Here is a 23,093-nt window from a genome sequence, read left to right on the forward strand (position 1 = left end):
GGGGTTCCGCGGCACTCGGCGCGGAACCCCTGACGCGTGGGCCGGGCCCTGCGGCCGGACCGGACGGTGACTGCGGGCGGTCTACGGCCAGACCAGGCAGTACAGCTGGTGCCCGGCGTCGTGCAGCCGGTTGGCGAAGTCCTGCCACTCGTGGAGCATCTGGTAGATCACGAAGGCGTCGCGCGGCCCGCGCCGGTCCGGCACGGTCGACCAGATGAAGGCGGCGGCGCCGAGCTGGGTCTCGTCGGCCTTGCGCAGCGGCTCGACGACGTTGTGCGGGAGCTGCACGACGGCGTAGTCCGGGTGCAGGACGACGAGCTCCAGCGGGGGCACCTGGTGCAGCGGCACGCCCTGGATGCCGGTGAGGACCATGGCGCTCATGGTCTCCGGCTTGATCTTGGTGGAGAGGTGGCCGTTGAGGGAGCCGCTGGTCTCCATCAGGTCGCCGAGCCGCCCGAGGGAGCCGAGCTCGCCGGCGTCCAGGCCGAGCCCGCCGGGCCCGAGGGCGGTGGGCACTCTGGCGGCGGTGGCCCGGTCGGGAGCGCCGAAGTACTTGTAGGTGACTCCCACGCGCCCCTCTCCCCGCTTTCCCCTGCCCGTACCCGTACCCCCGTGCGCGGCCTCCGCGGAGGGACGGGAGCTACCCGTGGCCTCCTCGAAGCCGTCCTGCGCCTCGGACACTCGGACCATCCTCACCGGTACTCGCCGGAATCGACAGACCCCCACACGCCCGGTGTCCTCTTCCGAACGTGCCATTTACCCGTCTCGTGCCGTCGTACACACTGCCGTACGCACCACTCCGCGACGGCGTCGCCACGTCCCCGCGGCCCCGGAGCGGATGCCCGCCCCTGATGCCCGAAGGTCCGACCCGATGGTGCGTCCCGTGCCGTGCCCGGACCCCCGGCTCGCCGGCCGGACTCCTTCGCGACGGTCGCACGGACAACCGTACCGTCCGAACCCCCTGCCTAGGCAGCAGCACACGGATCATCGTTCCAGATGATCGGGTCCGCCATGCGAAGGTGAAGGACACGATTTGAGAGCATGTTCAGGTGACCAACCCCGTGAGCAACCCTGAGAGCCGGTCCGCGGGCACCGCGCAGGCCGGTGTCCCGAGCTATCCGTACGAGGCCCCGCAGTCGCAGTCGCTGTTCGACCGGGCCTCCGTCGTGACCCCTGGTGGCGTGAACTCGCCCGTCCGCGCCTTCCGCGCGGTCGGCGGCACCCCGCGATTCATGGTGTCCGGCACCGGGCCGTACCTCACCGACGTCGACGGCCGCGAGTACGTCGACCTGGTGTGCTCCTGGGGTCCGATGATCCTCGGGCACGCGCACCCCGCCGTGGTCGACGCGGTGCGGGAGGCCGTGGGCCTCGGCACCTCGTTCGGCACGCCCGGGCGGGGCGAGGTCGAGCTCGCCGAGGAGATCACCGCCCGGGTGGCGCCGGTCGAGCAGGTGCGGCTGGTCTCCAGCGGCACCGAGGCGACCATGTCGGCGATCCGGCTCGCCCGCGGCTTCACCGGCCGCGCGAAGATCGTGAAGTTCGCCGGCTGCTACCACGGCCACGTCGACGCGCTGCTGGCCGCGGCCGGCTCGGGCGTCGCGACCTTCGCGCTGCCCGACACGCCCGGCGTGACCGGCGCCCAGGCCGGCGACACCATCGTGCTGCCCTACAACGACCTCGACGCCGTCCGCGCGGCCTTCGCCGCGCACCCGGGCGAGATCGCCTGCGTGATCACCGAGGCCTCGCCGGGCAACATGGGCGTCGTGCCGCCGCTGCCCGGCTTCAACCGGGGCCTGGCCGAGCTCTGCCGCGCCGACGGCGCGCTCTTCGTCTCCGACGAGGTGATGACGGGCTTCCGCGTGTCGAAGGCCGGCTGGTACGGCCTGGAGGCCGCCCACGAGGGCTGGGCCCCGGACCTCCTCACCTTCGGCAAGGTCATGGGCGGCGGCTTCCCCGCGGCGGCCTTCGGCGGACGGGCCGACGTCATGGCGCACCTGGCCCCGGCCGGCCCGGTCTACCAGGCGGGCACGCTCTCCGGGAACCCGATCGCGACGGCCGCGGGCCTCGCGCAGCTGCGGCACTGCACCGACGAGGTGTACGCGACCGTCGACCGGGTCGCCGGCGAGATCTCGTCGCTGGTCGAGGGCGCGCTCGCGAAGGAGGGCGTGGCCCACCGGCTGCAGCGCGCGGGCAACATGTTCTCGGTGTTCTTCACCGCGGAGCAGGTCACGAACTACGACGAGGCGCGGCGCCAGCAGGCGTACCGCTTCAACGGCTTCTTCCACTCGATGCTGAGCCAGGGCGTCTACCTGCCGCCGTCGGCCTTCGAGTCCTGGTTCGTCTCGGCCGCCCACGACGAGCGGGCGATCGAGCGGATCGCCGCCGCCCTGCCCGCCGCGGCCCGCGCCGCCGCCGAGGCCACCGACCCCACCGAGGGAGCGAAGTGAGCGCCAAGGACACCACCGTCGTCCACGTGATGCGGCACGGCGAGGTGCACAACCCGGAGGGCCTGCTGTACGGCAGGCTGCCCGGCTACCACCTCTCCGAACTCGGCCGGCAGATGGCCGACCGGGTCGCCGAGCACCTGGCGGACCGCGACATCACCCACGTGGTGGCGTCGCCGCTGGAGCGGGCGCAGGAGACCGCCGAGCCGATCGGCAAGGCGCACGGCCTGGCGGTCGCCTCGGACGAGCGGCTGATCGAGGCGGACAACATCTTCCAGGGCAAGACCTTCGGGGTCGGCGACGGTTCGCTGCGCAACCCGGGCTACTGGAAGTACCTGACGAACCCGTTCAAGCCCTCCTGGGGCGAGCCGTACATCGAGCAGGTCGTCCGGATGATGGGGGCGCTCGCCGCCGCCCGGGACGCCGCGCGCGGCCACGAGGCCGTCTGCGTCAGCCACCAGCTGCCGATCTGGATCCTCCGCTCGTTCGCGGAGCGCCGCCGGCTCTGGCACGACCCGCGCAACCGGCAGTGCTCGCTGGCCTCGCTGACCAGCTTCACGTACGAGGGCGACCGGATCGTCTCGATCGGCTACCGCGAGCCGGCCCGCGACCTGCTGCCCGCGCACCTGGTCGGCAAGGGCGGCAAGGACAAGCCGGTCGGCAAGAGCTTCGGCGCCTGACGCCCGGGCCGGCCGCCGGTCGCCCGCGGTCCGTGCCCGCGGCCGGTCGCCCGCGGTCCGTGCCCGCGGCCGGTCGCCCGCGGCGCGTGCCCGGCCGGCCGCCTACGGCGGTCCGTGCCCGGCGGGCCCGGGTCTGACGGTCCGGCGGGCCGCAGTGGGCCCGGGTGCCCGTAGTAAGCGGATCATAAGTGCAGAAACCGCAGTTCAGAGGGGGTTCGGCCGGTAACGGCGGACCCCCTCAAACCTGCCCAAAGTCCCATGCGAAACTTTTCACATGTCTGGGACGACCCGCCGCCGCATCAGCCCGGCCGCCGCACTCGGCGCCGCTGCTGCGCTCGCACTCACTGGATGCACCTCCGGCTCGTCGAGCAGCGAGGGTCAGGCCGGATTCATCACCGGCAAGGGCGGCATCGCCACCGCGAAGCCGGACACGCGAACGGCGGCGCCGGACATCACCGGCACGAGCCTGCAGGGCGCGCCGCTCAAGCTGTCCGACTACCGCGGCACGGTCGTCGTGCTGAACATCTGGGGCTCCTGGTGCGGCCCGTGCCGCGCGGAGGGCAAGAACCTCCAGGAGGTGTCGGCGAAGTACAAGAACAAGGGCGTGCAGTTCCTCGGGATCAACACCCGGGACGTCGCCCCGGACAACGCCGTCCGCTTCGAGGAGCAGACCGGGATCACCTACCCGAGCATCTACGACCCGGACGGCACCCAGATCCTGCGCTTCCCCAAGGGCAGCCTCAACCCGCAGTCCATCCCCACCACGGTGGTGGTCGACCGCGAGGGCCGCCTGGCGGCCCGGGCGATGCGGGCGCTCTCCAGCGAGGACCTGGAGAAGATGATCGCCCCGGTCCTCGCGGAGCAGAAGTGAGCGCGCTCGCCGGGATCGGCTACAACGAGACGGTCGCGAGCGGGGCCCTGCTGGTCGCCCTGCCGATCGCGCTCGCGGCCGGCCTGGTCTCCTTCTTCTCCCCGTGCGTGCTGCCGCTCGTCCCCGGCTACCTCTCGTACGTCACCGGCCTCTCGGCGGCCGACCTCGCCGACGCCAGGGGCGCCCGGCGCGGCCGGATGCTCCTCGGGTCGGCGCTGTTCGTCCTCGGGTTCACCGCGGTGTTCGTCTCCGGCGGGGCGCTCTTCGGCGAGTTCGGCCGCACCCTGGCCGACCACCGGCGGACGATCGACACCGTCATGGGCGTGGTCACCATCGTCATGGGCCTCGCCTTCATGGGCCTGCTGCCCGGCTTCACGATGCGCGAGGTGCGCTCGCACCGCCGCCCGGCGATCGGCCTGGTGGGGGCGCCCCTGCTCGGCGTCGTCTTCGGTGTCGGCTGGACGCCCTGCATCGGCCCGACGCTCTCCTCGATCCTCACCCTGTCGATCGACCAGGCCAGCGCAGGGCGCGGCGCCCTGCTGATGGCCGTCTACTGCGTCGGCCTCGGCGTACCGTTCGTGCTGGCCGCGCTGGCCTTCCGCCGGGCGCTCGGCGCGTTCGGCTGGGTCAAGCGGCACTACCAGTGGGTGATGCGGATCGGCGGCGGCATGCTCGTCGTGGTCGGCCTGCTCCTGGTGACCGGCGCGTGGGACGCGATGGTCAACGACCTGCAGTACCTCACCGACGACGTCACGATCGGAATCTGACCGTGAGCGAGACGAAGACCGCCCCGACCGGGCCCGACGACCTCTCCGCCGAGCGCCTCACCAGCGCCCCCGAGGAGTCGGACGGTCCGGTCGGCATGGGCGTCCTCGGCTGGGTCCGGTGGATGTGGCGCCAGCTGACGTCCATGCGGGTCGCGCTGATCCTGCTGTTCATGCTCTCGCTGGCCGCGATCCCCGGCTCGCTGATCCCGCAGAACAGTCAGAACGCCTTCAAGGTGCAGACCTGGAAGACCACCCACCAGGGCATCACCCCGCTGTACGAGAAGCTCCAGCTCTTCGACGTCTACAGCTCGGTGTGGTTCTCGGCGATCTACATCCTGCTGTTCGTCTCGCTCGCCGGGTGCATCGTCCCGCGGACGTGGCAGTTCGTCGGGGTGCTCCGCGCGCAGCCGCCCGCCGCCCCGCGCAACCTGACCCGGATGCCGGTGTACGCGGCCTGGCGGACCGACGCCGACCCGGAGGCGGTCAACGCCGCGGCCCACCGGCTGCTGCGCGGGCGGCGCTTCCGGGCGGACCTCGCGGGCGGCGCGGTCGCCGCCGAGAAGGGCTACCTCCGCGAGGTCGGCAACCTGCTCTTCCACTTCTCGCTGTTCGCGCTGCTCGCCGGCTTCGCCTGGGCGAGCCTGGGAAGCGGTCAGGGCGGCAAGCTGGTGATCGAGGGCCAGGGCTTCTCCAACACCACCACCCAGCTCGACGACTTCACCGGCTCCGCGTTCTACACCACCGACGACCTGGACGCGTTCGGCTTCAAGCTGGACGGCTTCACCGCGAAGTACCAGGCCACCGGCGAGCAGATCGGCAGCGCCCGCGAGTTCACCGCGCACATCCGCTACTGGAAGGGCACGGACGCCTCGGCCCTGACCAAGGGGTCGATCCAGGTCAACCACCCGCTGGAGATCGGCGACTCCAAGGTCTTCCTGATCGGCCACGGCTACGCGCCCGTGGTGACCGTCAGGAACGCCAAGGGCGACGTCGTCTACAAGGGCCCGACGCCGTTCCTGCCGCAGGACTCCAACCTCACCTCCACCGGTGTGATCAAGGTCAGCGACTACGGCGACAAGGACGGCAAGCACACCCAGCTCGGCTTCAACGGCTACTTCCTGCCGACGGCGCCGGTGAACTTCGAGCAGACCGGCCCGGTCTCGCTCTTCCCGGACGCGGCCGAGCCGATGCTCGTCATCACCGCGTACGCCGGCGACCTCGGCACCGACTCGGGCCTGCCGCAGAACGTCTACCAGCTCGACACCACGCACCTGACCCAGCTGAAGCAGGACGGCGACATCGCCCGGGCCCGCCTCAAGCCGGGCCAGGGCTGGGAGCTGCCGGACGGCTACGGCAGCATCACCTTCGACGGCTACCAGCAGTGGGCCAGCTTCTCGGTGTCGCACCGGCCGGGCAACGCGATCGCGCTGGCCGGCGCGGTCTGCGCGATCCTCGGCCTGGTCGGCTCGCTCTTCGTCCAGCGCCGCCGGATCTGGGTGCGGGCCACCGCCGGCCCGGACGGCACCACGCTGGTCGAGATGGCCGGCCTGGGCCGCAGCGAGTCCGCCCGTACGGCCGAGGAGCTGGCCGAGTTCGCCGTCCGGCTCCAGGACGACGCCCCGGCCCTGGACGACGCCCCGGCGCCGGACGACGGGACCGGCGCCGACGACACCTCCACCGCCACCGCGATCCCCGCACCGGCAACCCCCGCAGATCCGGACTCCAAGGAGTAGACGGTGAATCTCGCCTCGGTCGACCCACAGCTGGCCGACCTCTCGAACAAGCTGATCTACTCGGCGATGGCCGTGTACACCCTCGCGATGTTCGCCCACCTCTTCGAGTGGACGTTCGGGAGCAAGGGGGCGATCGCGGTCCGCTCGGCCGCGCAGTCCGGCGGGCTGGCCGAGACGCTGGCCGCCGCGGAGGAGTCCGCTAAGGGCGCGCGCACGGTCACCGTCACGGTGGCCACCGCCGACGGCGGCACCACCACGCTGACCCGCACCGCGCTCGCCGACGCGGGCGCCACCGTGGTCACCAGCGGCCGCGGCGAGGCCGCCGCCGTCGACGGCCCGGGTGCCGCGGGCGGCAGCGAGAAGGGCGACCTGGCGGGCCGGATCGCGGTCTCGCTGACCGTCCTCGGGGTCCTGCTGCACGCGGGCGGGGTGTTCTCCCGCGGGCTGTCGGTGATGCGCTGGCCGTGGGGCAACATGTACGAGTTCTCGTGCGCCTTCGCCCTCACCATGATGCTGGCCTACCTGGGCCTGCTGGCGGCGCGCAAGAACGTCCGCTGGCTGGGCCTGCCGGTCGTGCTGGCCGTGCTGCTGACGCTGGGCGTGGCCGTCTCGGTGCTCTACACCGACTCCGACCAGCTGGTGCCGGCGCTGCACTCGTACTGGCTGGGCATCCACGTCTCCACCGCGATCATCTGCGGCGGCGCGCTGTACGCGGCGTTCGTCGCGACGGTGCTCTACCTCGGCAAGGACGCGTACGAGCGGCGCGCCGAGGCGGGCCTGCCGGGCGGTCCGCTGCGCACCCCGGCGTCCGTCTGGCAGCGGCTGCCCGCCGCGGTCACCCTCGACAGGCTGTCGTACCGGATCAACGCCCTGGTCTTCCCGCTGTGGACGTTCACCATCATCGCGGGCGCGATCTGGGCCGAGGCGGCGTGGGGCAAGTACTGGGAGTGGGACCCGAAGGAGACCTGGTCGTTCATCACCTGGGTGGCCTACGCCTGCTACCTGCACGCCCGGGCGACCGCCGGCTGGCGTGGCCGGAAGGCGGCCTACCTGGCGCTGCTGGCCTTCGCCTGCTGGTTGTTCAACTACTACGGCGTCAACATCTTCGTCACCGGGAAGCACTCCTACGCCGGCGTCTGATCCGCCGTCGGCGGGGCCGGGCGGCGCCACGGGCGTGCCGCCGTCCGGCCCCGTGCACAGGGAACCGTGAGGGATCGTCCGTCCGGTCGTCGACCAGGACGTCAGGGAGCCGCGAGGAGGGGCCGCCGTGGAGAGCGACGAGGTCATGCTGACCGTCCGGATCACCGCCGGGGAGAGAGCTCTGCTCAGAAGGCTCGCGCAGGGCCATCGCAGCGACGTCTCCGAGGTCGTCGCGGACGGCCTGCTGGACGTCCTGCCGACCCTGCACTGCACACCGGACGCCCACCGCCTGCTGGCGGCGGTGGCACGGCCCGCGCCGTGCGCGCAGACCGTGTGGCTGCCCGCGGACCTCGCCGACCTGCTCGCGCCGGCCTCGACCCGGATCGCCCAGACCACCGGCGTGCGGATCGACTCGTCCTGCATGATGCTCGGCGCCGCCGTGCGGCTCTGGCTGGGCCAGGACCCGCAGGTGCTCGCCGAGCACCTCTCCACGATGCACGAGGGCCGTCCGGCCGCCCTCGCGGCGGCCTGACGCACCGGAAGGCGTCCTGGCGCACCGGAGGCGTCCTGGTAGGCCGAAGGCCCCGCACGCCGCCCGAGAGGCGGGGTGCGGGGCCTTCGCGTGCCCGCGGGTGCGGGTCAGGCGGCCTGCTGCCAGCTGACGGGCGAGTAGTACGCCGTGCGGCGCTCCAGGCGCTGCCAGCGGGCGATCGGCTCGGCCGCCCGTGCTGCGGCGGTCTGCTGGGCGGCCGCGGCGCGGGCGAGCAGCACGGCGGTGACGACGGCCAGCTCCTCGTCGGTCAGCGAGCCGCGGACGATGCGGACGAGGGGTTCGGCGGATGCGCTCATGGTCCTTGTTTCTCCCCCATGGTGAAGTCTTGCGGGTTCCGAACGGCGGAAGAACCGGTTACATCGGCGGGTTGCCGTGCTTGCGGCTGGGCAGATCGGCGTGCTTGGTGCGGAGCATGGCGAGCGAGGCGGCGAGCACCTCGCGGGTCTCGGCCGGGTCGATCACGTCGTCCACGAGGCCGCGCTCGGCCGCGTAGTACGGGTGCATCAGTTCGGTCCTGTATTCCTTGATCTTCTGCGCGCGCATCGCCTCGGGGTCCTCGGCCGCCGCGATGTCCCGGCGGAAGATGACGTTGGCGGCGCCCTCGGCGCCCATCACGGCGATCTCGTTGGTCGGCCAGGCGAAGGACAGGTCCGCGCCGATCGACCGGGAGTCCATGACGATGTAGGCGCCGCCGTAGGCCTTGCGGAGGATCAGCGAGATCCGCGGCACGGTGGCGTTGCAGTAGGCGTACAGCAGCTTGGCGCCGTGCCGGATGATGCCGCCGTGCTCCTGGTCGACGCCGGGCAGGAAGCCGGGGACGTCCAGCATGGTGACGATCGGGATGTTGAAGGCGTCGCACATCTGCACGAAGCGGGCGGCCTTCTCGCTGGCGTTGATGTCGAGCACGCCGGCGAGCGACTGCGGCTGGTTGGCGACGATGCCGGTCACGTGCCCGTCGATCCGGGCGAGCGCCACGATGACGTTGGTCGCCCAGCGCTCGTGGACCTCCAGGTACTCGCCGTGGTCGACGATCTCCTCGATGACCTTGCGCATGTCGTACGGGCGGTTGCCGTCGGCGGGCACGAGGTCGAGCAGCGAGTCGTTGCGGCGGGCGACCGGGTCGTCGCCGGAGGTGGCGGGCGGCATCTCGCGGTTGTTCTGCGGCAGCAGCGAGAGGAGGTAGCGGACCTCCTCGATGCAGGACTGCTCGTCGTCGTAGACGAAGTGCGAGACGCCCGAGGTGGCGGAGTGGACGTCGGCGCCGCCGAGGCCGTTCTGCGAGATCTTCTCGCCGGTCACGGCCTGCACGACGTCCGGGCCGGTGATGAACATCTGCGAGGTCTCGCGGACCATGAAGACGAAGTCCGTCAGCGCGGGGGAGTACGCGGCGCCGCCGGCGCACGGGCCGAGCATCACGGAGATCTGCGGGATGACGCCGGAGGCCTTGGTGTTGCGCTGGAAGATGCCGCCGTAGCCGGCGAGCGCGGTGACGCCCTCCTGGATGCGGGCGCCCGCGCCGTCGTTCAGCGAGACCAGCGGCGCACCGGCCGAGATGGCCATGTCCATGATCTTGTGGATCTTCTGCGCGTGCGCCTCGCCGAGGGCGCCGCCGAAGATCCGGAAGTCGTGCGCGTAGGTGAAGACGGTCCGCCCGTGCACGGTGCCCCAGCCGACGACCACGCCGTCGGTGTGCGGCTTCTTGTTCTCCAGGCCGAAGCCGCTCGCACGGTGCCGGCGCAGCGGTTCCACCTCGTGGAACGACCCCTCGTCGAGGAGGAGGTCGATGCGCTCGCGCGCGGTCAGCTTGCCCTTCGCGTGCTGGGCCTCGGTGGCCTTCTCGCTCGGACCCCGACGCACCTGCTCGCGGAGTTCGTGCAGCTCGGCCACGCGTCCGCGCGCGTCGGCCGGGATCGCGGGGATCTCGTCGCCGACCGGCGCGTCGTGCAGAACCGTCATCTCGAACCACTCCAAGTGTGAGGGAACTGTCCGGCAGACGGCCCGGGGTACGTGGCTGCTGCTGCGGCGAACACTTCTTCACCTACGACACTACGAGGGAGTGGCGTCGGGGCTCGGCGTCGATTCCGTACAAGGTCGAGCCTCAGAACCTGTGAAGGGCGCACAGTTCCCACCACCCCGGTGGGCGTCGGGGGAGGGGCGGCGGGGGTGCCGGCCCTCCCCGTCACCGGGTGTGGCCGGGGTCTTGATCCCGCAGGTCAGTGGCGCCGCGGACGGCACGCGGGCAGCGCGGAGAACCCGGCCGGGAGGCCGGGTCGGGGGTGTGCGGTTCCTGCAGGTGCCCTGCCCCGGAAGATGCGCAGATGGTAGGGAAGCGCCAAATCCGCTCAGCCGCGAGGACCTTCCTCGGGCTCGTCCTTTCGGCGCATTTCCTCCTCGCGGCGGCGCAGGTCGGACTCCCAGTCCTTGAGCATGTCCTCGTGCCGCCGGTCGTCGCGGCCCAGCGAGGCGAGGAACTCGGGGTTGTCGTCCGGGGCGACGAAACCGCCCCGCGGCGGGCCGCCGGCGGCCGGCTCCCGCGGCCCGCGGGCCCGGTTCTTCCCCGCCACCAGCCACGCGATCGAGCCCACCAGCGGGAAGAGCAGCACGATGATCACCCACACCACCTTCGGCAGGTGGCGGACGCGGTCCTCCGGCGTGGTCAGGCAGTCGATGAACGCGCCGACCCACAGTGCGAGCATGAGCAGTGGCGGCAGAATCCTCAGCACGGTGGTGGTCTCCCCCGGGGAACGTCGAACAGGGCCCTCTTGGCGGGGCCAGGGTAGCCGGTGGCGGATACTGACTGGCATGGCATACGACGATCTCCGCTCCTTCCTCCGCGCTCTGGAGCGGGAGGGCGACCTCAAGCGGATCAAGGCCGAGGTGGACCCCTACCTGGAGGTCGGTGAGATCGTCGACCGGGTCCAGAAGGCCAAGGGCCCGGCGCTGCTCTTCGAGAACGTCAAGGGCGCGGCGATGCCGCTCGCGATGAACGTCTTCGGCACCGAGCGGCGCCTCGCCAAGGCGCTGGGCCTGAAGTCGCCCGACGAGATCTCCGAGAAGATCGCCGGCCTGCTGAAGCCCGAGCTGCCGCAGGGCTTCACCGGCTTCCGGGACGCCTTCGGCAAGCTCGCCTCGATGGCCCACGTGCCGCCGAAGCACGTGAAGCCCGGCGACGCGCCCGTGCAGGAGGTGGTGCTCACCGGCGACGACGTCGACCTGGACCAGCTGCCCGCCCTCTTCACCTGGCCGCTCGACGGCGGCTCCTTCTTCAACCTGGGGCTGACCCACACCAAGGACCCGGACTCCGGCATCCGCAACCTCGGCCTCTACCGGCTGCAGCGCCACGACAAGCGGACCATCGGCATGCACTGGCAGATCCACAAGGACAGCCGCAACCACGCCGCGGTGGCCGCGGGCCGTGGCGAGCGGCTGCCGGTCGCGATCGCCTTCGGCTGCCCGCCCGTCGTGACGTACGCGGCGACCGCGCCGCTGCCCGGCGACATCGACGAGTACCTGTTCGCGGGGTTCGTGGCGGGCGAGCGGGTGCGGATGGTCGACTGCAGGACCGTCCCGCTGCAGGTGCCGGCCGACGCCGAGGTGGTGCTGGAGGGCTGGCTGGAGCCCGGCGAGATGCTGCCCGAGGGCCCGTTCGGCGACCACACGGGCTTCTACACCCCGCAGGAGCCGTTCCCGGCGCTGACCATCGACTGCGTGACCATGCGCCGCCGTCCGGTCCTGCAGTCGATCGTCGTCGGCCGGCCGCCGACCGAGGACGGCCCGCTCGGCAAGTTCACCGAGCGGTTCTTCCTGCCACTGCTCAAGATCATCATCCCGGACATCGTCGACTACGACCTGCCCGAGGCCGGCGGCTTCCACAACTGCGTGATCGTCTCGATCGACAAGAAGTACCCCAAGCACGCCCAGAAGGTCATGCACGCCATCTGGGGCGCCCACATGATGTCGCTGACCAAGCTGATCGTCGTGGTCGACGCCGACTGCGATGTGCACGACTACCGGGAAGTGGCCTGGCGGGCGCTCGGCAACACCGACTACAGCCGCGACCTGAGCGTCGTCGAGGGCCCGGTCGACCACCTCGACCACGCCTCGTACCAGCAGTTCTGGGGTGGCAAGGCCGGCATCGACGCCACCCGCAAGCTTCCCGAGGAGGGCTACACCCGCGACGGCGGGTGGCCCGAGATGGTCGCCTCCGACCCGGAGACCGCCGCCCTCGTCACCAAGCGCTGGAAGGAGTACGGGCTGTGACCACGGCCGCCTTCGAGGTCCCGCCCGGCAAGGTCAAGGCCTTCCTCCGGCTGGTCATGATCGAGCACTCGGTGTTCGCGCTGCCCTTCGCGTACATCGCCGCGCTCACCGCGATGTTCCTCGCCGACCGCAGCGTGCACTGGGGCGAGCTGTTCGTCGTCACCGTCTGCATGGTCGGCCTGCGCACCTTCGCCATGGCCGCCAACCGCATCATCGACCGCGAGATCGACGCCCGGAACCCCCGTACCGCCGGCCGGGAGCTCGTCACCGGCGCCGTCTCCCTGCGCACCGCGTACATCGGCTCCGGCATCGCCCTCGTGGTCTTCCTCGGCGCCGCCGCCCTGCTCAACCCGCTCTGCCTGGCACTCGCCCCGGTCGCCGTCGTGCCGATGGTGGTCTACCCGTACGGCAAGCGGTTCACCGACTTCCCGCACGCCATCCTGGGCCTCGCCCAGGCCGCCGGCCCGATCGGCGCCTGGCTCGCCGTCACCGGCACCTGGTCGTGGGACGCCGTCGTGCTGGGCCTCGCCGTCGGCGTCTGGATCGGCGGCTTCGACCTGATCTTCGGCTGCCAGGACGTCGCCGCCGACCGCGCGGACGGCGTCCGCTCCGTGCCGGCCCGCTTCGGCACCGCCGCCGCCCTGTACGGCGCCCGCGCCTGCCACGCCGTCACCACCCTCCTGCTCGTCTGGTACGGCCTGCTCACCGACGCGGGCCCGGCCTTCTGGGTCGGCCTCGCCGTGGTCGTCGGGGCGTTCCTCTACGAGCACTCGATCGTGAAGCCCGGCGACCTCTCCCGCCTCAACCGGGCCTTCTTCACCACCAACGGCTTCGTCGGCATCTCGCTCTTCGTCTTCACCCTGATCGACCTGGTCAGCCGGGGCCTGCGGATCTGACCCGCCCCGGGAGGCCGCGGACCTCACCCCGCGGCCTCCCGCAGCGCCAGACGGGCGTAGGCGCGGACGTCGGCGTCGGGGTCCGCGAGGCGCTCCCGCAGCGCCGCCGCGGATGCCGGGCCGGCCGCGTGCGGGGCGAGCGCGCGGACGGCGGCCTTCCGCACGTCGCCGTTCGCGTCGGCGAGCAGCGCCAGCAGCGGGGTGAGCGCACCGGCCGCGCCCAGCGCCCCGGCGGCGGCCTTCCGCACCTGCCAGGCGTCGTCCGGCAGCCCCGCGAGCGCCGCCAGCGCGGGCGGGCAGCCGATCCCCGCGGCACCCTCGTACGCGGCGGCCCGCACCAGCGGATCGGGGTCGGCGGCCAGGGCGAGCAGCACCGCCTCGGCGGCCGGGTCGCCGACCGTGCCGAGCCCCTCCCCGACGGCGACCCGCACCTCGCGGGCGGGATCGGCTGCGGCGGCGGCGAGCCCGCCCGCCGCGTCCAGCGAGACGAGGCCGCGCACCGCCTGCAGCCGCACGGCCACCGCGCCGTCCGCGAGACCGGCGGTGTAGAGCGCCCCGGTGCCGGTGCGCAGCGCCCGGCCCAGCTCCAGCACACCGGCCCGCACGACCGGGTCGGGGGAGCCGGCCGCCCCTGCCAGTGCCGCCCCGAGCGCCGGGTCGAGCACGTCGGCGAGTTCGCGGAGGCCGGCCACGGCCGCGGCCCGCACCCGCCCGTCCGGGTCGTGCAGGGCCGCGGCGAGGGCCGGCCCGGTGCCGTCCGGCGCGGTCTCGGTGAGCACGGCGACGGCGGTGCGGCGCACGTCGGCCGCCGGGTCGGCGAGGTACGGGGCGAGCCGGTCGAGGCCGGGCTGCTCGTCGGCCAGGCGCAGCAGGTCGAGCAGGCGCGGCGAGGCGGGGGCCGCGGCCGCCGGGCCGTCCTGCGCGGCGGTGGTGGCGGCGCCGGTGCGCCCCACCAGCAGGGCGTGCACCTCGCCGAGCAGTTCGACGTCGCCGCCGGGGGGCTCCAGGCCGTCGACCGGCACCAGGTAGGGCGCGACCGGCCGGGTCAGGAACTCCATCGCGCCGTCGGCGGTGCGGCGCAGGTTGAGGTGGCGGAACCACCGGGCGTCGTCGCGCCCGGGGTGGTCGACGCGGTCGTGGTAGAGGCCCCAGCGGCTCTCCTCGCGGGCGAGCGAGGAGCGGGCGGCCATCTCGGCGCAGTCCCGGATGAAGTCGACCTCGACGGCGCGCATCAGTTCGTGCGGGGTGCGGGCGCCCATGCCGGCGATCTCGCCCCGCATCCGCTCGAAGTGGTCGAGGGCGACGGAGAGCCGGGCGCCGGTCTTCGGCGGGGCGACGTAGTCGTTGACGAAGCGCCGCAGCTTGTACTCGACCTGCGGCTGCGGCGGACCGTCCGGGTTGTGCAGCGGGCGGTAGACGAGCGCGTGGGCGGCCTTCACCTGGTCGTCGGGGAGGTCGGCGCGCTCCGGGGGCAGGTGCGCGGCGGCGTGGCTGCCGGCGAGGTCGCCGAAGACGAACGCGCCGATCATGTAGTTGTGCGGCACGCAGGCGAGGTCGCCGGCCGCGTACAGGCCGGGCACCGTGGTGGCGGCGTTCTCGTCGACCCAGACGCCGCTCGCCGAGTGGCCGCCGCACAGGCCGATCTCGGAGATGTGCATCTCGACGTCGTGCGTGCGGTAGTCGTGCCCGCGCCCGGCGTGGAACGTGCCGCGGCTGGGCCGCTCCGTGGTGTGCAGGATCGACTCCAGCGCCTGCACGGTCTCCTCCGGCAGGTGGGTGGTGCGCAGGTAGACCGGGCCGCGCTCGGAGGCCAGCTCCGCGGCGAACTCCGACATCATCTGCCCCGACCAGTAGTCGGAGTCGACGAACCGCTCGCCGTGCCGGTTGACCTGGTAGCCGCCGAACGGATTGGCGACGTACGCGCACGCCGGGCCGTTGTAGTCCTTGATCAGCGGGTTGATCTGGAAGCACTCGATGCCGCTGAGCTCCGCCCCCGCGTGGTAGGCCATCGCGTAGCCGTCACCCGCGTTGGTCGGGTTCTCGTAGGTGCCGTACAGGTAGCCGCTGGAGGGCAGCCCGAGGCGCCCGCACGGGCCGGTGGCCAGCACGACGGCCCCGGCCGACACCACGACGAACTCCCCGCTCCGGGTGTCGAAGCCGGCCGCGCCGACCGCCCGCCCCTCCGCGGTCAGCACCCGCACCGGCATGACGCGGTTCTCGATGGTGATCCGCTCCCGCATGCGGCGCTCCCGCAGCACCCGGTAGAGCACCTTCTTGACGTCCTTGCCCTCCGGCATCGGCAGCACGTAGCTGCCCGACCGGTGCACCTGGCGCACCTGGTACTCGCCGTACTCGTCCTTCTCGAACTTCACGCCGTACCGCTCCAGCCGCTGCACCATGGCGAAGCCGCGGGTGGCCGTCTGCCGCACGGTGCGCTGGTCGACGATCCCGTCGTTGGCGCGGGTGATCTCGGCGACGTAGTCGTCCGGGTCGGCCCGGCCGGGCACGACGGCGTTGTTCACGCCGTCCATGCCCATGGCGAGGGCGCCGGAGTGCCGCACGTGCGCCTTCTCCAGCAGCAGCACGTCGGCCCCGGCCTCGGCGGCGCTGAGCGCGGCCATCGAGCCTGCGGTGCCGCCGCCGACGACCAGCACGTCGCAGTGCAGGCGGCGGGCGTCGGCGAGGTCGGGGATCTCCACGGGGGGTTCCTTCCAGGGGGTCGGGGTCGCACCGGGACGGCGCCGGGTCACAGCGCGGCGAGGACGGTCTCGCGCAGCCGCCGCACCGCCGGGTCGGCGCGCGAGCCGGGGTCGCGCGGCCGCGGCACGTCGTGCACGGCGGCGAGGGTGCCGCCGCCCAGCACGGCGATCCGGTCGCCGAGCAGCAGCGCCTCGTCCACGTCGTGGGTGACGAAGACGACGGTGCACCGCTGCCGTTCCCACACCGTCAGCAGCAGCTGCTGCATCGCGGCGCGGGTCTGCGCGTCGAGCGCGCCGAACGGCTCGTCCATCAGGACGGCCCGCGGCGAGCCCACCAGCGCCCGGGCGAGCTGCACGCGCTGACGCTGCCCGCCGGACAGCTCCCGGGGCAGCCGCCGCTCCAGGCCCTCCAGGCCGACCCGGCCGATCCACTCGGCGACCGGCTCCCGCCGCTCCGCCCGCGGCACCCGGCGCACCGCCAGCGGCAGCTCGACGTTCCGCCGGACGCTGCGCCAGGGCAGCAGCCCGTCGTCCTGGAAGACCAGCGCGCGGTCGGCGGCCGGCCCGCGCAGCGGCTCGCCGTCCGCGAGCAGCTCGCCGCCGCTCGGGCGCAGCAGCCCGGCGAGCGCCCGCAGCAGGGTCGACTTGCCGCCGCCGGAGGAGCCGACCACGGTCAGCACCTCGCCGGGGCCGACGTCGAGGTCGACGCCGTCGAGCACCGGGTGCCCGGGGTGGCCGAGGCTCAGCCCGCGGGCCGTCAGACGCAGACTCATCGCCCGCCTCCCGTCCGCGGCGGCAGCCAGGCGGTGAGCCGGCGGCCGGTGAGCTCGACGGCGCCCGAGGTCAGCCACCCGAGCAGGCCGATGGTGGCCATCCCCACGAACACCCCCGGGTAGTCGAGCACGGTGTACGCCTGCCAGGTGCGGTAGCCGACCCCGTACTGGCCGGAGACCATCTCCGCGGAGATCACGCAGATCCAGGACACCCCGATGCCGACCGACAGGCCGCCGACGACGCCGGGCAGCGCCGCGGGCAGCACCACGCTGCGCAGCACCCGGCCGCGGCCGCCGCCCATCGTGCGGACGGCGTCCTCCCAGAGCGGCGGCACGGCGCGCACCGCGTGCCGGGTGGAGACGGTCACCGGGAAGAACGCCGCGGTGAAGGTGATGAAGACGATGCCCTGCTCGTTCTCCGGGAACAGCATGATCGCCACGGGGACGAGGGCGATCGCCGGGATCGGCCGGATCAGCTCCAGCACCGGCCCGAGCAGGTCGGCGGCCCACCGGGAGCGGGCGGTGAGCACGCCGACCGCGACCCCGAGCACGGCGGCCAGCAGGAAGCCGGTGCCGATCCGCCGGAGGCTGTCGGCGAGGTCCTGCCAGTACGGGCCGGTGGCGAGCTGCCGGCCGAAGGCCTGCCCGACCTGGACGGCCGTCGGCAGGTGGTCGAAGCGCACCCACGCCTGCACGTGCTGCGCGGTCAGCAGCTGCCACAGGCCGGCGAAGGCGAGCAGGGAGGCCGTCCGCAGCAGTCGGCGCCTGGCCCGGCCGGGGCGGGCGGGCCGCTGCGCGGCCGTGCGCGGCGGGGCGCCGGGACGCTGGAGGGTGGTGCTCATGCCGCCGCCAGGGCTTCGTCCCAGCCGACGGCGCGGGCGCCGGGGTGGGCGGCGAGGTGGGCGCGGACGCCGTCCTCGGTGGTGAAGGGCAGCAGTGCGGTGCCGTCGAGCACCCAGTGGTCCTTGTCGGCGAACCAGCGGGTGCCGGTCGCGGCGTCCGGCACGTAGGCGGCGCGGAGCTTCTTCCCGGCGGCCGTGGCCGTCCGGACGGCGCGCAGCAGGCAGCGGGGGTCGGCGGCCGGGTGGGTGACGTCCTCGCCCTGGTACCAGATCTCCCCGGCGAGCCCGGGGTCGGTGACGGGCTTCGCGCAGACCTCGTCGGTGCCGGTGATCCGTGCGGGCGGGACGTCCGGCAGGGCGGCGGCGGCCAGGTACGACGGGTCGACGAACGTGTCGACGTCGAGCGCCTTGAGCACGCCGACCGACTTGAGGAACGGCACGTCCTGGCGGAGCGCGTTCAGCAGGTCGGGCCGCAGCGGGGTGGCGAAGGTGGCGATGCCGTCGGGCCCGTTGTAGAGGTGGACGACCTCGGCGGGCAGGCCGGTGGCCTCGGCGACCTTCCGGCTGGCGTCCAGCGGGTGTTCGTTGAGGTAGCGGGTGGCGTCGGCCTGGGCGTGCAGGAAGGCCTGGACGACCTCCGGGTGGGCGGTGCCGTACTTCTGCCGGATCACCACGCCGTGCAGGGTGGGGCGGCCGAGGGCGGCGCCGTCGTAGAGGAGGTGCCCGTCGCCGGCGAAGACCACCGCGCCGGGCCAGGCGACGAACTGCGCGAGCGCGTCGACGCTGCCCGCCTTGAGCGCGGAGGCGCCGACGGCGGGCTGCTGGTTCTGCTTCTGGATGCCGGTGTCGGGCACCCCGGCCCTGCGCAGTGCCTGGACGAGGGTGCCGTCGGCGGCGGAACCGACCGAGGTGGAGACCTTCTTGCCCTTCAGGTCGGCGAGGGTGTGCGCGGGGGAGCCGTTCGGCACGACGACGCCGTTGAGGGCGCCGAGCAGGTTGTAGCCGGTGACGGAGACCAGCCGGGTGCCGGGCCCGCCGGCCTCCTGCGCGCGGGAGCCGTTGATGAGCAGCGGGTAGTCGCCCATCGACCCGATGTCGATCTTCTCGGCGAGCATCTGGGCGGTGATGGGCGCGCCCGAGTCGTAGTCCTGCCAGACGACCTGGTACGTCCGCCCGTCCCGGCGGCCCTGCTCGGCGAGCCGCTGCTCCAGGTAGCCCTGGGCGCGCAGCAGGGTGCCGGCGGTGACGGTGTTGATGGTCTTCGACTGGTAGCCGACGACCACCCGGACGGTGCCGGAGGTTCCGGCGGAGGCGGAGGAGCACGCGGTGGCGGCGACGAGCAGGGCGGCGGCCGGCAGCAGGCGGGCCAGGGGTCCGGGGCGGTGCATGCGGGGGCTCCTCAGCGCAGCAGGTAGGGCATGTTGACGGTGACGGCCCCGGTGGGGCAGCGGGCGGCGCACGGGCCGCAGTACCAGCACTCGTCGACGTGCATGAAGGCCTTGTTCGTGTCGGGGTCGATGGCCAGCGAGTCCAGCGGGCACATCTCGACGCACAGGGTGCAGCCGTCGATGCACAGCGAGGCGTCGATGGTGACGGGCACGTCGGTGCGGTGGTCGGCGAGGGCCAACGGGGGCTCCTACGGGGTGTCGCGCAGCAGCCGGCCCTGCATGGTGATCCGGTCACCGCGGAAGCGGACGTATTCGAGGTCGACGGGCCGCCCGTCGGCGAGGGTGGTCAGCCGCTCCAGCATCAGCAGGGCGGCGCCGCGGGGGACTTCGAGGACGGTTGCGGAGTGCGCGTCGGCGCTGACGGCCTCCAGCGTGATGTCGGCGCCGCCGAGCGGCTGCCCGGCGGCCTCCTCGATCAGCCGGAAGACGTCGGTGTGGGCGAGGTCGGCGGCGTCGAGCCCGGCGCCGATGTCGGGCGCCAGGTAGGTGAGGTCGAGGGAGAGCGGCAGGCCGTTGAGGCGGCGCAGCCGTTCCACGTAGACGACCTCGCTGCCGTCCGGCAGGCCGAGCCGGCGGGCGACCGGGCCGGGCGCCCGGACGGGCCCGAGGGCGCGGACCTCGTTGACGACCTCGCCGTGCTCGTGGAGCGTCTCGGCGAGGCCCTGCAGGCGGTTGAGTCCGTGCGGCACCTTGTCGGCGACCACGATCGTCCCCGAGCCCGGCACGCGCCGCACCAGTCCTTCGCCGCGCAGCAGGTCGAGGGCTTCCCGCACGGTGTTCCGGGATGCGCCGAACTCCTCCGCGAGCACGTCCTCGTGCGGCAGCGGCCCGGCGGTGTACGCCCCGCCGAGCACCTGGCGGCGCAGCACGTCCGCGACCTGGCGGGCACGGTCGGCGCGCAGCCGCCGGGCGCCGGGCAGGGCGGGGTTGTCGCTGGTCATCGGGGCTCCCGGGGGCGGTCGGTACGGGCTCGGTGCGGCCGGGGACGACCCTAGGGGCGGTCCGATGGCGGCCGGGTTGCCGGAGCATTACGCCACCTGACGGGCCGTCCGCTGCGGCCCTGACCTGGCCGGGGCGGGTGCGCCGCGGGTGATGTGCCACCCGGGCCGGTCCGCCTGCCCTGCTTGCGGGGGCGCCGGGCGGAAAGATGGGAGGGTGCGAAGGACCGGCCGCGACCCCGAGGAGTGTGGACCGATGATCGGCAAGCTGCAGTGCGTGGTGCTGGACTGCCACTACCCGGCGGGGCTGGCGCACTTCTACGCGACCGTGCTGGGCGGTGAGGTCGACCGGCCGGACCCGCGCTGGTCGGTGGACGCGGAGTGGTCGACCGTGCACACGCCGGGCGGTGAGGTGCTGGCGTTCCAGCGGGTGGAGGACTACCGGCCGCCGATGTGGCCGGACCCGGCCCACCCGCAGCAGATGCACCTCGACATCGACGTCGAGGACCTGGACGCCGCCGAGCGGCGGGTCGTCGAGCTGGGTGCGGTCCGGAAGGCCGGGGAGGCCGGCTGGCGGGTGTTCCTGGATCCGGCGGGGCACCCGTTCTGCCTGGTCGGCCCGGGTGGCGGCACGTCCTGACCGTCCCGGCCGTCCGGGCGTGCGGGCTCGCGGGACTGCGGGAGGCCTCGGGATGCCTCAGGTGGTGAAGGCGAGGGTGTCGCCGACCCGGAGGCGGCCGGGCCGGGCGACGGTGGCCAGCGCGTCGAGCCGGCCCTCGTGGCCCTGGGTGACGGCCCGGAGGATCCCGGGGGCGTGCGGCAGGCCGGGCTGGGCGAGGCCGGCCATGGCGCAGCGTTCGCTGGAGCGGACGAAGGCCAGCCGGACGCCGTCGCCGGCCCGGCCCTCCCGGCCGAACCAGGTGTCCTCGACGAACGGCGGGGTGCCGGGCGGGGTCCGGACCAGCAGGTTGGGGCGGAAGCGCCGCTCGTCGACCGCGGCGTCGGGGGCGGCGGCGCGCACCCAGTCGAGGGTGGCGGTGGTGAGCACGGAGACCGGCAGCTGGTCGAAGTGGGAGACGGCGTCCTCGCGGGCGAGGGCGACGTCGTCGCGTTCGAGGTAGGCGCGGAGGAAGGTGTCCGGGTCCTCGACGCGGTGGCCGAGCGGGTCGAGGAGTTCGGGCCCGTCGAGGCGGTGGCCGAGGCGCGAGCCGAGCCGCAGGAGGCCGTCCATCCGGCGGAAGCGGCGGGTGTTCTTGCCGGATCCGAGTCGGCCGGCGCCGTCCCGGACGGCGTACAGGCGGTCGCCGGCGAGGCCGCGTCCGTCCACCTCGACGGAGTCGAGGGGTTCGCCGCCGGTGGACTTGACCGGGTAGCGCCAGATCCGCTCGACGACCCCGGAGATCTCTGCCATGCAGGGAGCGTAGCCGGGCACCCGGCGCATGGTCTAGACCTGTCGTGGAGGCCCTCCGGCCCGCCCCCGCACTCCTCCTCACACGCCGTCAGCCGACCCGGGCCACCGCCCGTACCGGAGCGCCGTCCGCCGCCGCGAGCCGCAGCGGGAACAGCGACACCTCCAGCGCGGCCCCGGCCTCCTGCGCGGCCAGCAGCGGCGTCAGGTCGGTGAGGTTCTCCGCGATCACCCCGCCGCCCCCGCCGCCCAGCAGCACCCGGTGCGCGGCCAGGCTCGGCGGCTCGGCCGTCGGGTCGTGCTCGTCCGCGAGCTCCGCCAGCAGCGCGGCCACCGCCGGGTCGGCCGGGCCCGGCTCGGGCGTCCGGTCCACCGAGAGCGCGTCCACCCCGACCGTCCGCACCCCCGCCCCGGTGATCGCCTCCGCCGCGTCGGGCGTCAGATAGGGGTGCGCCAGGTAGTGGTCGGTGCCCCAGTGCCGCGGCCAGCCGGTCGCCAGCAGCAGCACGGTGCCCGCCGTGCAGCGGGCCAGCGCGGGCGCGAGCAGGTCGGCGGTCACCCCGGTGCGGGGGGCGAGCCCGCGCAGGTCGGCGACCACGGCGGGGCCGGTGAACAGCTCCAGCGGCAGCCCGTCCAGCGTCGGCCAGGTGACGTCCACGTGGTACGGCGCGTCCACGTGCGTACCCGACTGCGAACCCAGGTGCAGCGCCAGCACGTTGACCCCGGCGCCCGCCGTCGTCAGGGCCGGCCGGAGGTCCACCTCCGGGTCGCCGGGGTAGACCGGCATGCCGGTGGTGACCGGATGGGTGAGGTCGATCAGCGTGGGCGCCATGCCGTCCATCCTGCCCCGCCCGGCCCCGCCGCCGCAGCGGTGCGCCGGTCTATCGTCGGGCACATGAGTGATCAGCAGGTACGCAGGCCGTGGGTGGTCGGGGTCTCCGGGGCGTCGGGCACGCCGTACGCCGCGTCGGTGCTCCGGGCGCTGCTGGCGGCCGGCGAGGCCGTCGACCTGGTGGTGAGCCGGGCCGCCCGGCTGACCATCCTCGACGAGACCGGCATCTCCTTCCGCGACGCGCACTGGCGCACCGACCTGGCGGCCTGGCTCGGCACCGGACCGGCCGGGCCGCAGGGGCCCGCCGGGGAGGTGTCCGGCGAGGTGCCCGGCGACGTGCGGTACTGGGCGGCCGGGGACTTCGCGGCCGGGCCCTCCTCCGGCTCGTACCCGGCCAAGGGCATGCTCGTCGTCCCCGCGACCACCGGCGCCGTGGCCGGCATCGCGCTCGGCCTCAGCAAGGACCTGCTCCAGCGGGCCGCGAGCGTCACCCTCAAGGAGCGCCGGCCGCTGGTGGTGTGCCTGCGCGAGACCCCCCTCAATGGGGTGACGCTGAAGCACCTGGTCGAACTGGACGCGCAGGGCGCCGTGGTGCTCCCCGCCTCGCCGGGCTTCTACGCGGGCGGCTCCACCGCCCGCGAACTGGTCGACTTCGTCGCCGGCCGGGTGCTCGACGCGGCGGGCGTGCCGCACACGCTCTACCGCCGCTGGGAGGGCGAGCTCGGGGCAGCGGCCCGGGCTGAGTGAGAGGGCGCGGATCGGGAGAGTATGTTCTTTGCGATATCCGGGTCGATCCGCGCACGGCGCCT

23 protein-coding genes are annotated in these 23,093 nt (G+C 73.6%); 11 read left to right on the forward strand and 12 right to left on the reverse strand.

From position 1 onward, the window contains the following. Positions 1-81: 81 nt before the first annotated feature. Entirely contained in the window at positions 82-570 is a 489-nt protein-coding gene (locus OG335_RS21685) for a hypothetical protein (protein WP_095874334.1), read from the reverse strand. 491 nt (positions 571-1,061) lie between these two features. On the opposite strand from OG335_RS21685, the gene hemL reads away from it, so the two are divergent. The 7 genes from hemL to OG335_RS21720 all read left to right on the forward strand — a co-directional run bounded on the left by hemL (position 1,062) and on the right by OG335_RS21720 (position 8,167). Further along, positions 1,062-2,447: a glutamate-1-semialdehyde 2,1-aminomutase gene (hemL, locus tag OG335_RS21690; protein ID WP_405015481.1), complete on the forward strand. Its 1,386-nt coding sequence runs from the start codon at positions 1,062-1,064 to the stop codon at positions 2,445-2,447. Continuing rightward, positions 2,444-3,124, forward strand: coding sequence for a histidine phosphatase family protein (locus OG335_RS21695; protein ID WP_405012782.1), 681 nt, complete (start codon positions 2,444-2,446; stop codon positions 3,122-3,124). The genes hemL and OG335_RS21695 overlap by 4 nt, the downstream gene beginning before the upstream one ends. Positions 3,125-3,398: 274 nt before the next feature. Further along, positions 3,399-3,995, forward strand: a complete 597-nt coding sequence (locus tag OG335_RS21700; RefSeq protein WP_405012783.1) for a TlpA family protein disulfide reductase — start codon at positions 3,399-3,401, stop codon at positions 3,993-3,995. Then, a complete protein-coding gene (locus OG335_RS21705; protein WP_405012784.1) occupies positions 3,992-4,762 on the forward strand; it encodes a cytochrome c biogenesis CcdA family protein in 771 nt (256 codons plus the stop codon). The genes OG335_RS21700 and OG335_RS21705 overlap by 4 nt, the downstream gene beginning before the upstream one ends. 2 nt (positions 4,763-4,764) lie before the next feature. After that, complete coding sequence (locus OG335_RS21710; RefSeq protein ID WP_405012785.1) at positions 4,765-6,495, forward strand: cytochrome c biogenesis protein ResB; 1,731 nt, start codon at positions 4,765-4,767, stop codon at positions 6,493-6,495. Between the two features lie 3 nt (positions 6,496-6,498). Continuing rightward, positions 6,499-7,635 (forward strand): c-type cytochrome biogenesis protein CcsB, encoded by a 1,137-nt coding sequence (gene ccsB / locus OG335_RS21715; RefSeq protein WP_405012786.1) that lies wholly within the window; start codon positions 6,499-6,501, stop codon positions 7,633-7,635. Positions 7,636-7,762: 127 nt separating this feature from the next. Then, complete coding sequence (locus OG335_RS21720; protein ID WP_405012787.1) at positions 7,763-8,167, forward strand: hypothetical protein; 405 nt, start codon at positions 7,763-7,765, stop codon at positions 8,165-8,167. 107 nt (positions 8,168-8,274) lie between these two features. On the opposite strand, the gene OG335_RS21725 is transcribed toward OG335_RS21720, so the two are convergent. The 3 genes from OG335_RS21725 to OG335_RS21735 form a co-directional block, all read right to left on the reverse strand. Continuing rightward, positions 8,275-8,484 (reverse strand): acyl-CoA carboxylase epsilon subunit, encoded by a 210-nt coding sequence (locus OG335_RS21725; protein WP_405012788.1) that lies wholly within the window; start codon positions 8,482-8,484, stop codon positions 8,275-8,277. A 58-nt stretch (positions 8,485-8,542) separates the two neighbouring features. Continuing rightward, entirely contained in the window at positions 8,543-10,144 is a 1,602-nt protein-coding gene (locus tag OG335_RS21730) for an acyl-CoA carboxylase subunit beta (protein WP_405012789.1), read from the reverse strand. A gap of 386 nt (positions 10,145-10,530) precedes the next feature. Beyond that, a complete protein-coding gene (locus tag OG335_RS21735; protein WP_405012790.1) occupies positions 10,531-10,911 on the reverse strand; it encodes a PLD nuclease N-terminal domain-containing protein in 381 nt (126 codons plus the stop codon). Positions 10,912-10,990: 79 nt separating this feature from the next. Between OG335_RS21735 and OG335_RS21740 the strand changes: the two genes are divergently transcribed. Together OG335_RS21740 and mqnP are read left to right on the forward strand one after the other, a co-directional pair. Next, a complete protein-coding gene (locus tag OG335_RS21740) occupies positions 10,991-12,448 on the forward strand; it encodes a menaquinone biosynthesis decarboxylase (RefSeq protein WP_405012791.1) in 1,458 nt (485 codons plus the stop codon). After that, positions 12,445-13,344, forward strand: a complete 900-nt coding sequence (gene mqnP, locus OG335_RS21745; protein ID WP_405012792.1) for a menaquinone biosynthesis prenyltransferase MqnP — start codon at positions 12,445-12,447, stop codon at positions 13,342-13,344. The genes OG335_RS21740 and mqnP overlap by 4 nt, the downstream gene beginning before the upstream one ends. A 23-nt stretch (positions 13,345-13,367) precedes the next feature. Here mqnP and OG335_RS21750 read toward each other — a convergent pair whose 3' ends face one another. The 6 genes from OG335_RS21750 to OG335_RS21775 are packed head-to-tail and all read right to left on the reverse strand — an operon-like array spanning position 13,368 to position 20,047. Then, positions 13,368-16,043, reverse strand: a complete 2,676-nt coding sequence (locus tag OG335_RS21750; protein WP_405012793.1) for a fumarate reductase/succinate dehydrogenase flavoprotein subunit — start codon at positions 16,041-16,043, stop codon at positions 13,368-13,370. Between the two features lie 47 nt (positions 16,044-16,090). Continuing rightward, positions 16,091-16,816 (reverse strand): ABC transporter ATP-binding protein, encoded by a 726-nt coding sequence (locus OG335_RS21755; protein WP_405012794.1) that lies wholly within the window; start codon positions 16,814-16,816, stop codon positions 16,091-16,093. Further along, positions 16,813-17,658 carry an ABC transporter permease gene (locus OG335_RS21760; protein ID WP_405012795.1) on the reverse strand — a complete coding sequence of 282 codons (846 nt, stop codon included), beginning with the start codon at positions 17,656-17,658 and terminating at the stop codon, positions 16,813-16,815. The genes OG335_RS21755 and OG335_RS21760 overlap by 4 nt, the downstream gene beginning before the upstream one ends. Further along, positions 17,655-19,046, reverse strand: a complete 1,392-nt coding sequence (locus OG335_RS21765) for an ABC transporter substrate-binding protein (protein ID WP_405012796.1) — start codon at positions 19,044-19,046, stop codon at positions 17,655-17,657. The genes OG335_RS21760 and OG335_RS21765 overlap by 4 nt, the downstream gene beginning before the upstream one ends. A gap of 11 nt (positions 19,047-19,057) precedes the next feature. Beyond that, the gene (locus tag OG335_RS21770; protein WP_405012797.1) at positions 19,058-19,285 is read right to left on the reverse strand and encodes a ferredoxin family protein; all 228 of its coding nucleotides are present in this window, start codon (positions 19,283-19,285) and stop codon (positions 19,058-19,060) included. A 9-nt stretch (positions 19,286-19,294) separates the two neighbouring features. Beyond that, complete coding sequence (locus tag OG335_RS21775; RefSeq protein ID WP_405012798.1) at positions 19,295-20,047, reverse strand: GntR family transcriptional regulator; 753 nt, start codon at positions 20,045-20,047, stop codon at positions 19,295-19,297. Between the two features lie 253 nt (positions 20,048-20,300). Between OG335_RS21775 and OG335_RS21780 the strand changes: the two genes are divergently transcribed. Further along, on the forward strand, positions 20,301-20,684 hold the full coding sequence (locus tag OG335_RS21780; RefSeq protein ID WP_405012799.1) for a VOC family protein: 384 nt from the start codon (positions 20,301-20,303) through the stop codon (positions 20,682-20,684). 57 nt (positions 20,685-20,741) lie between these two features. Here the strand turns inward: OG335_RS21780 and OG335_RS21785 are convergent, their stop codons facing one another. Both OG335_RS21785 and OG335_RS21790 read right to left on the reverse strand, forming a co-directional pair. After that, entirely contained in the window at positions 20,742-21,455 is a 714-nt protein-coding gene (locus tag OG335_RS21785; RefSeq protein WP_405012800.1) for an MOSC domain-containing protein, read from the reverse strand. An 88-nt stretch (positions 21,456-21,543) separates the two neighbouring features. Then, a complete protein-coding gene (locus OG335_RS21790; RefSeq protein ID WP_405012801.1) occupies positions 21,544-22,284 on the reverse strand; it encodes a cyclase family protein in 741 nt (246 codons plus the stop codon). Between the two features lie 63 nt (positions 22,285-22,347). On the opposite strand from OG335_RS21790, the gene OG335_RS21795 reads away from it, so the two are divergent. After that, positions 22,348-23,031: a UbiX family flavin prenyltransferase gene (locus OG335_RS21795; protein WP_405012802.1), complete on the forward strand. Its 684-nt coding sequence runs from the start codon at positions 22,348-22,350 to the stop codon at positions 23,029-23,031. Positions 23,032-23,093: the final 62 nt, after the last annotated feature.

This window comes from Kitasatospora sp. NBC_01539, assembly GCF_045040525.1.
Lineage (GTDB): Bacteria > Actinomycetota > Actinomycetes > Streptomycetales > Streptomycetaceae > Kitasatospora.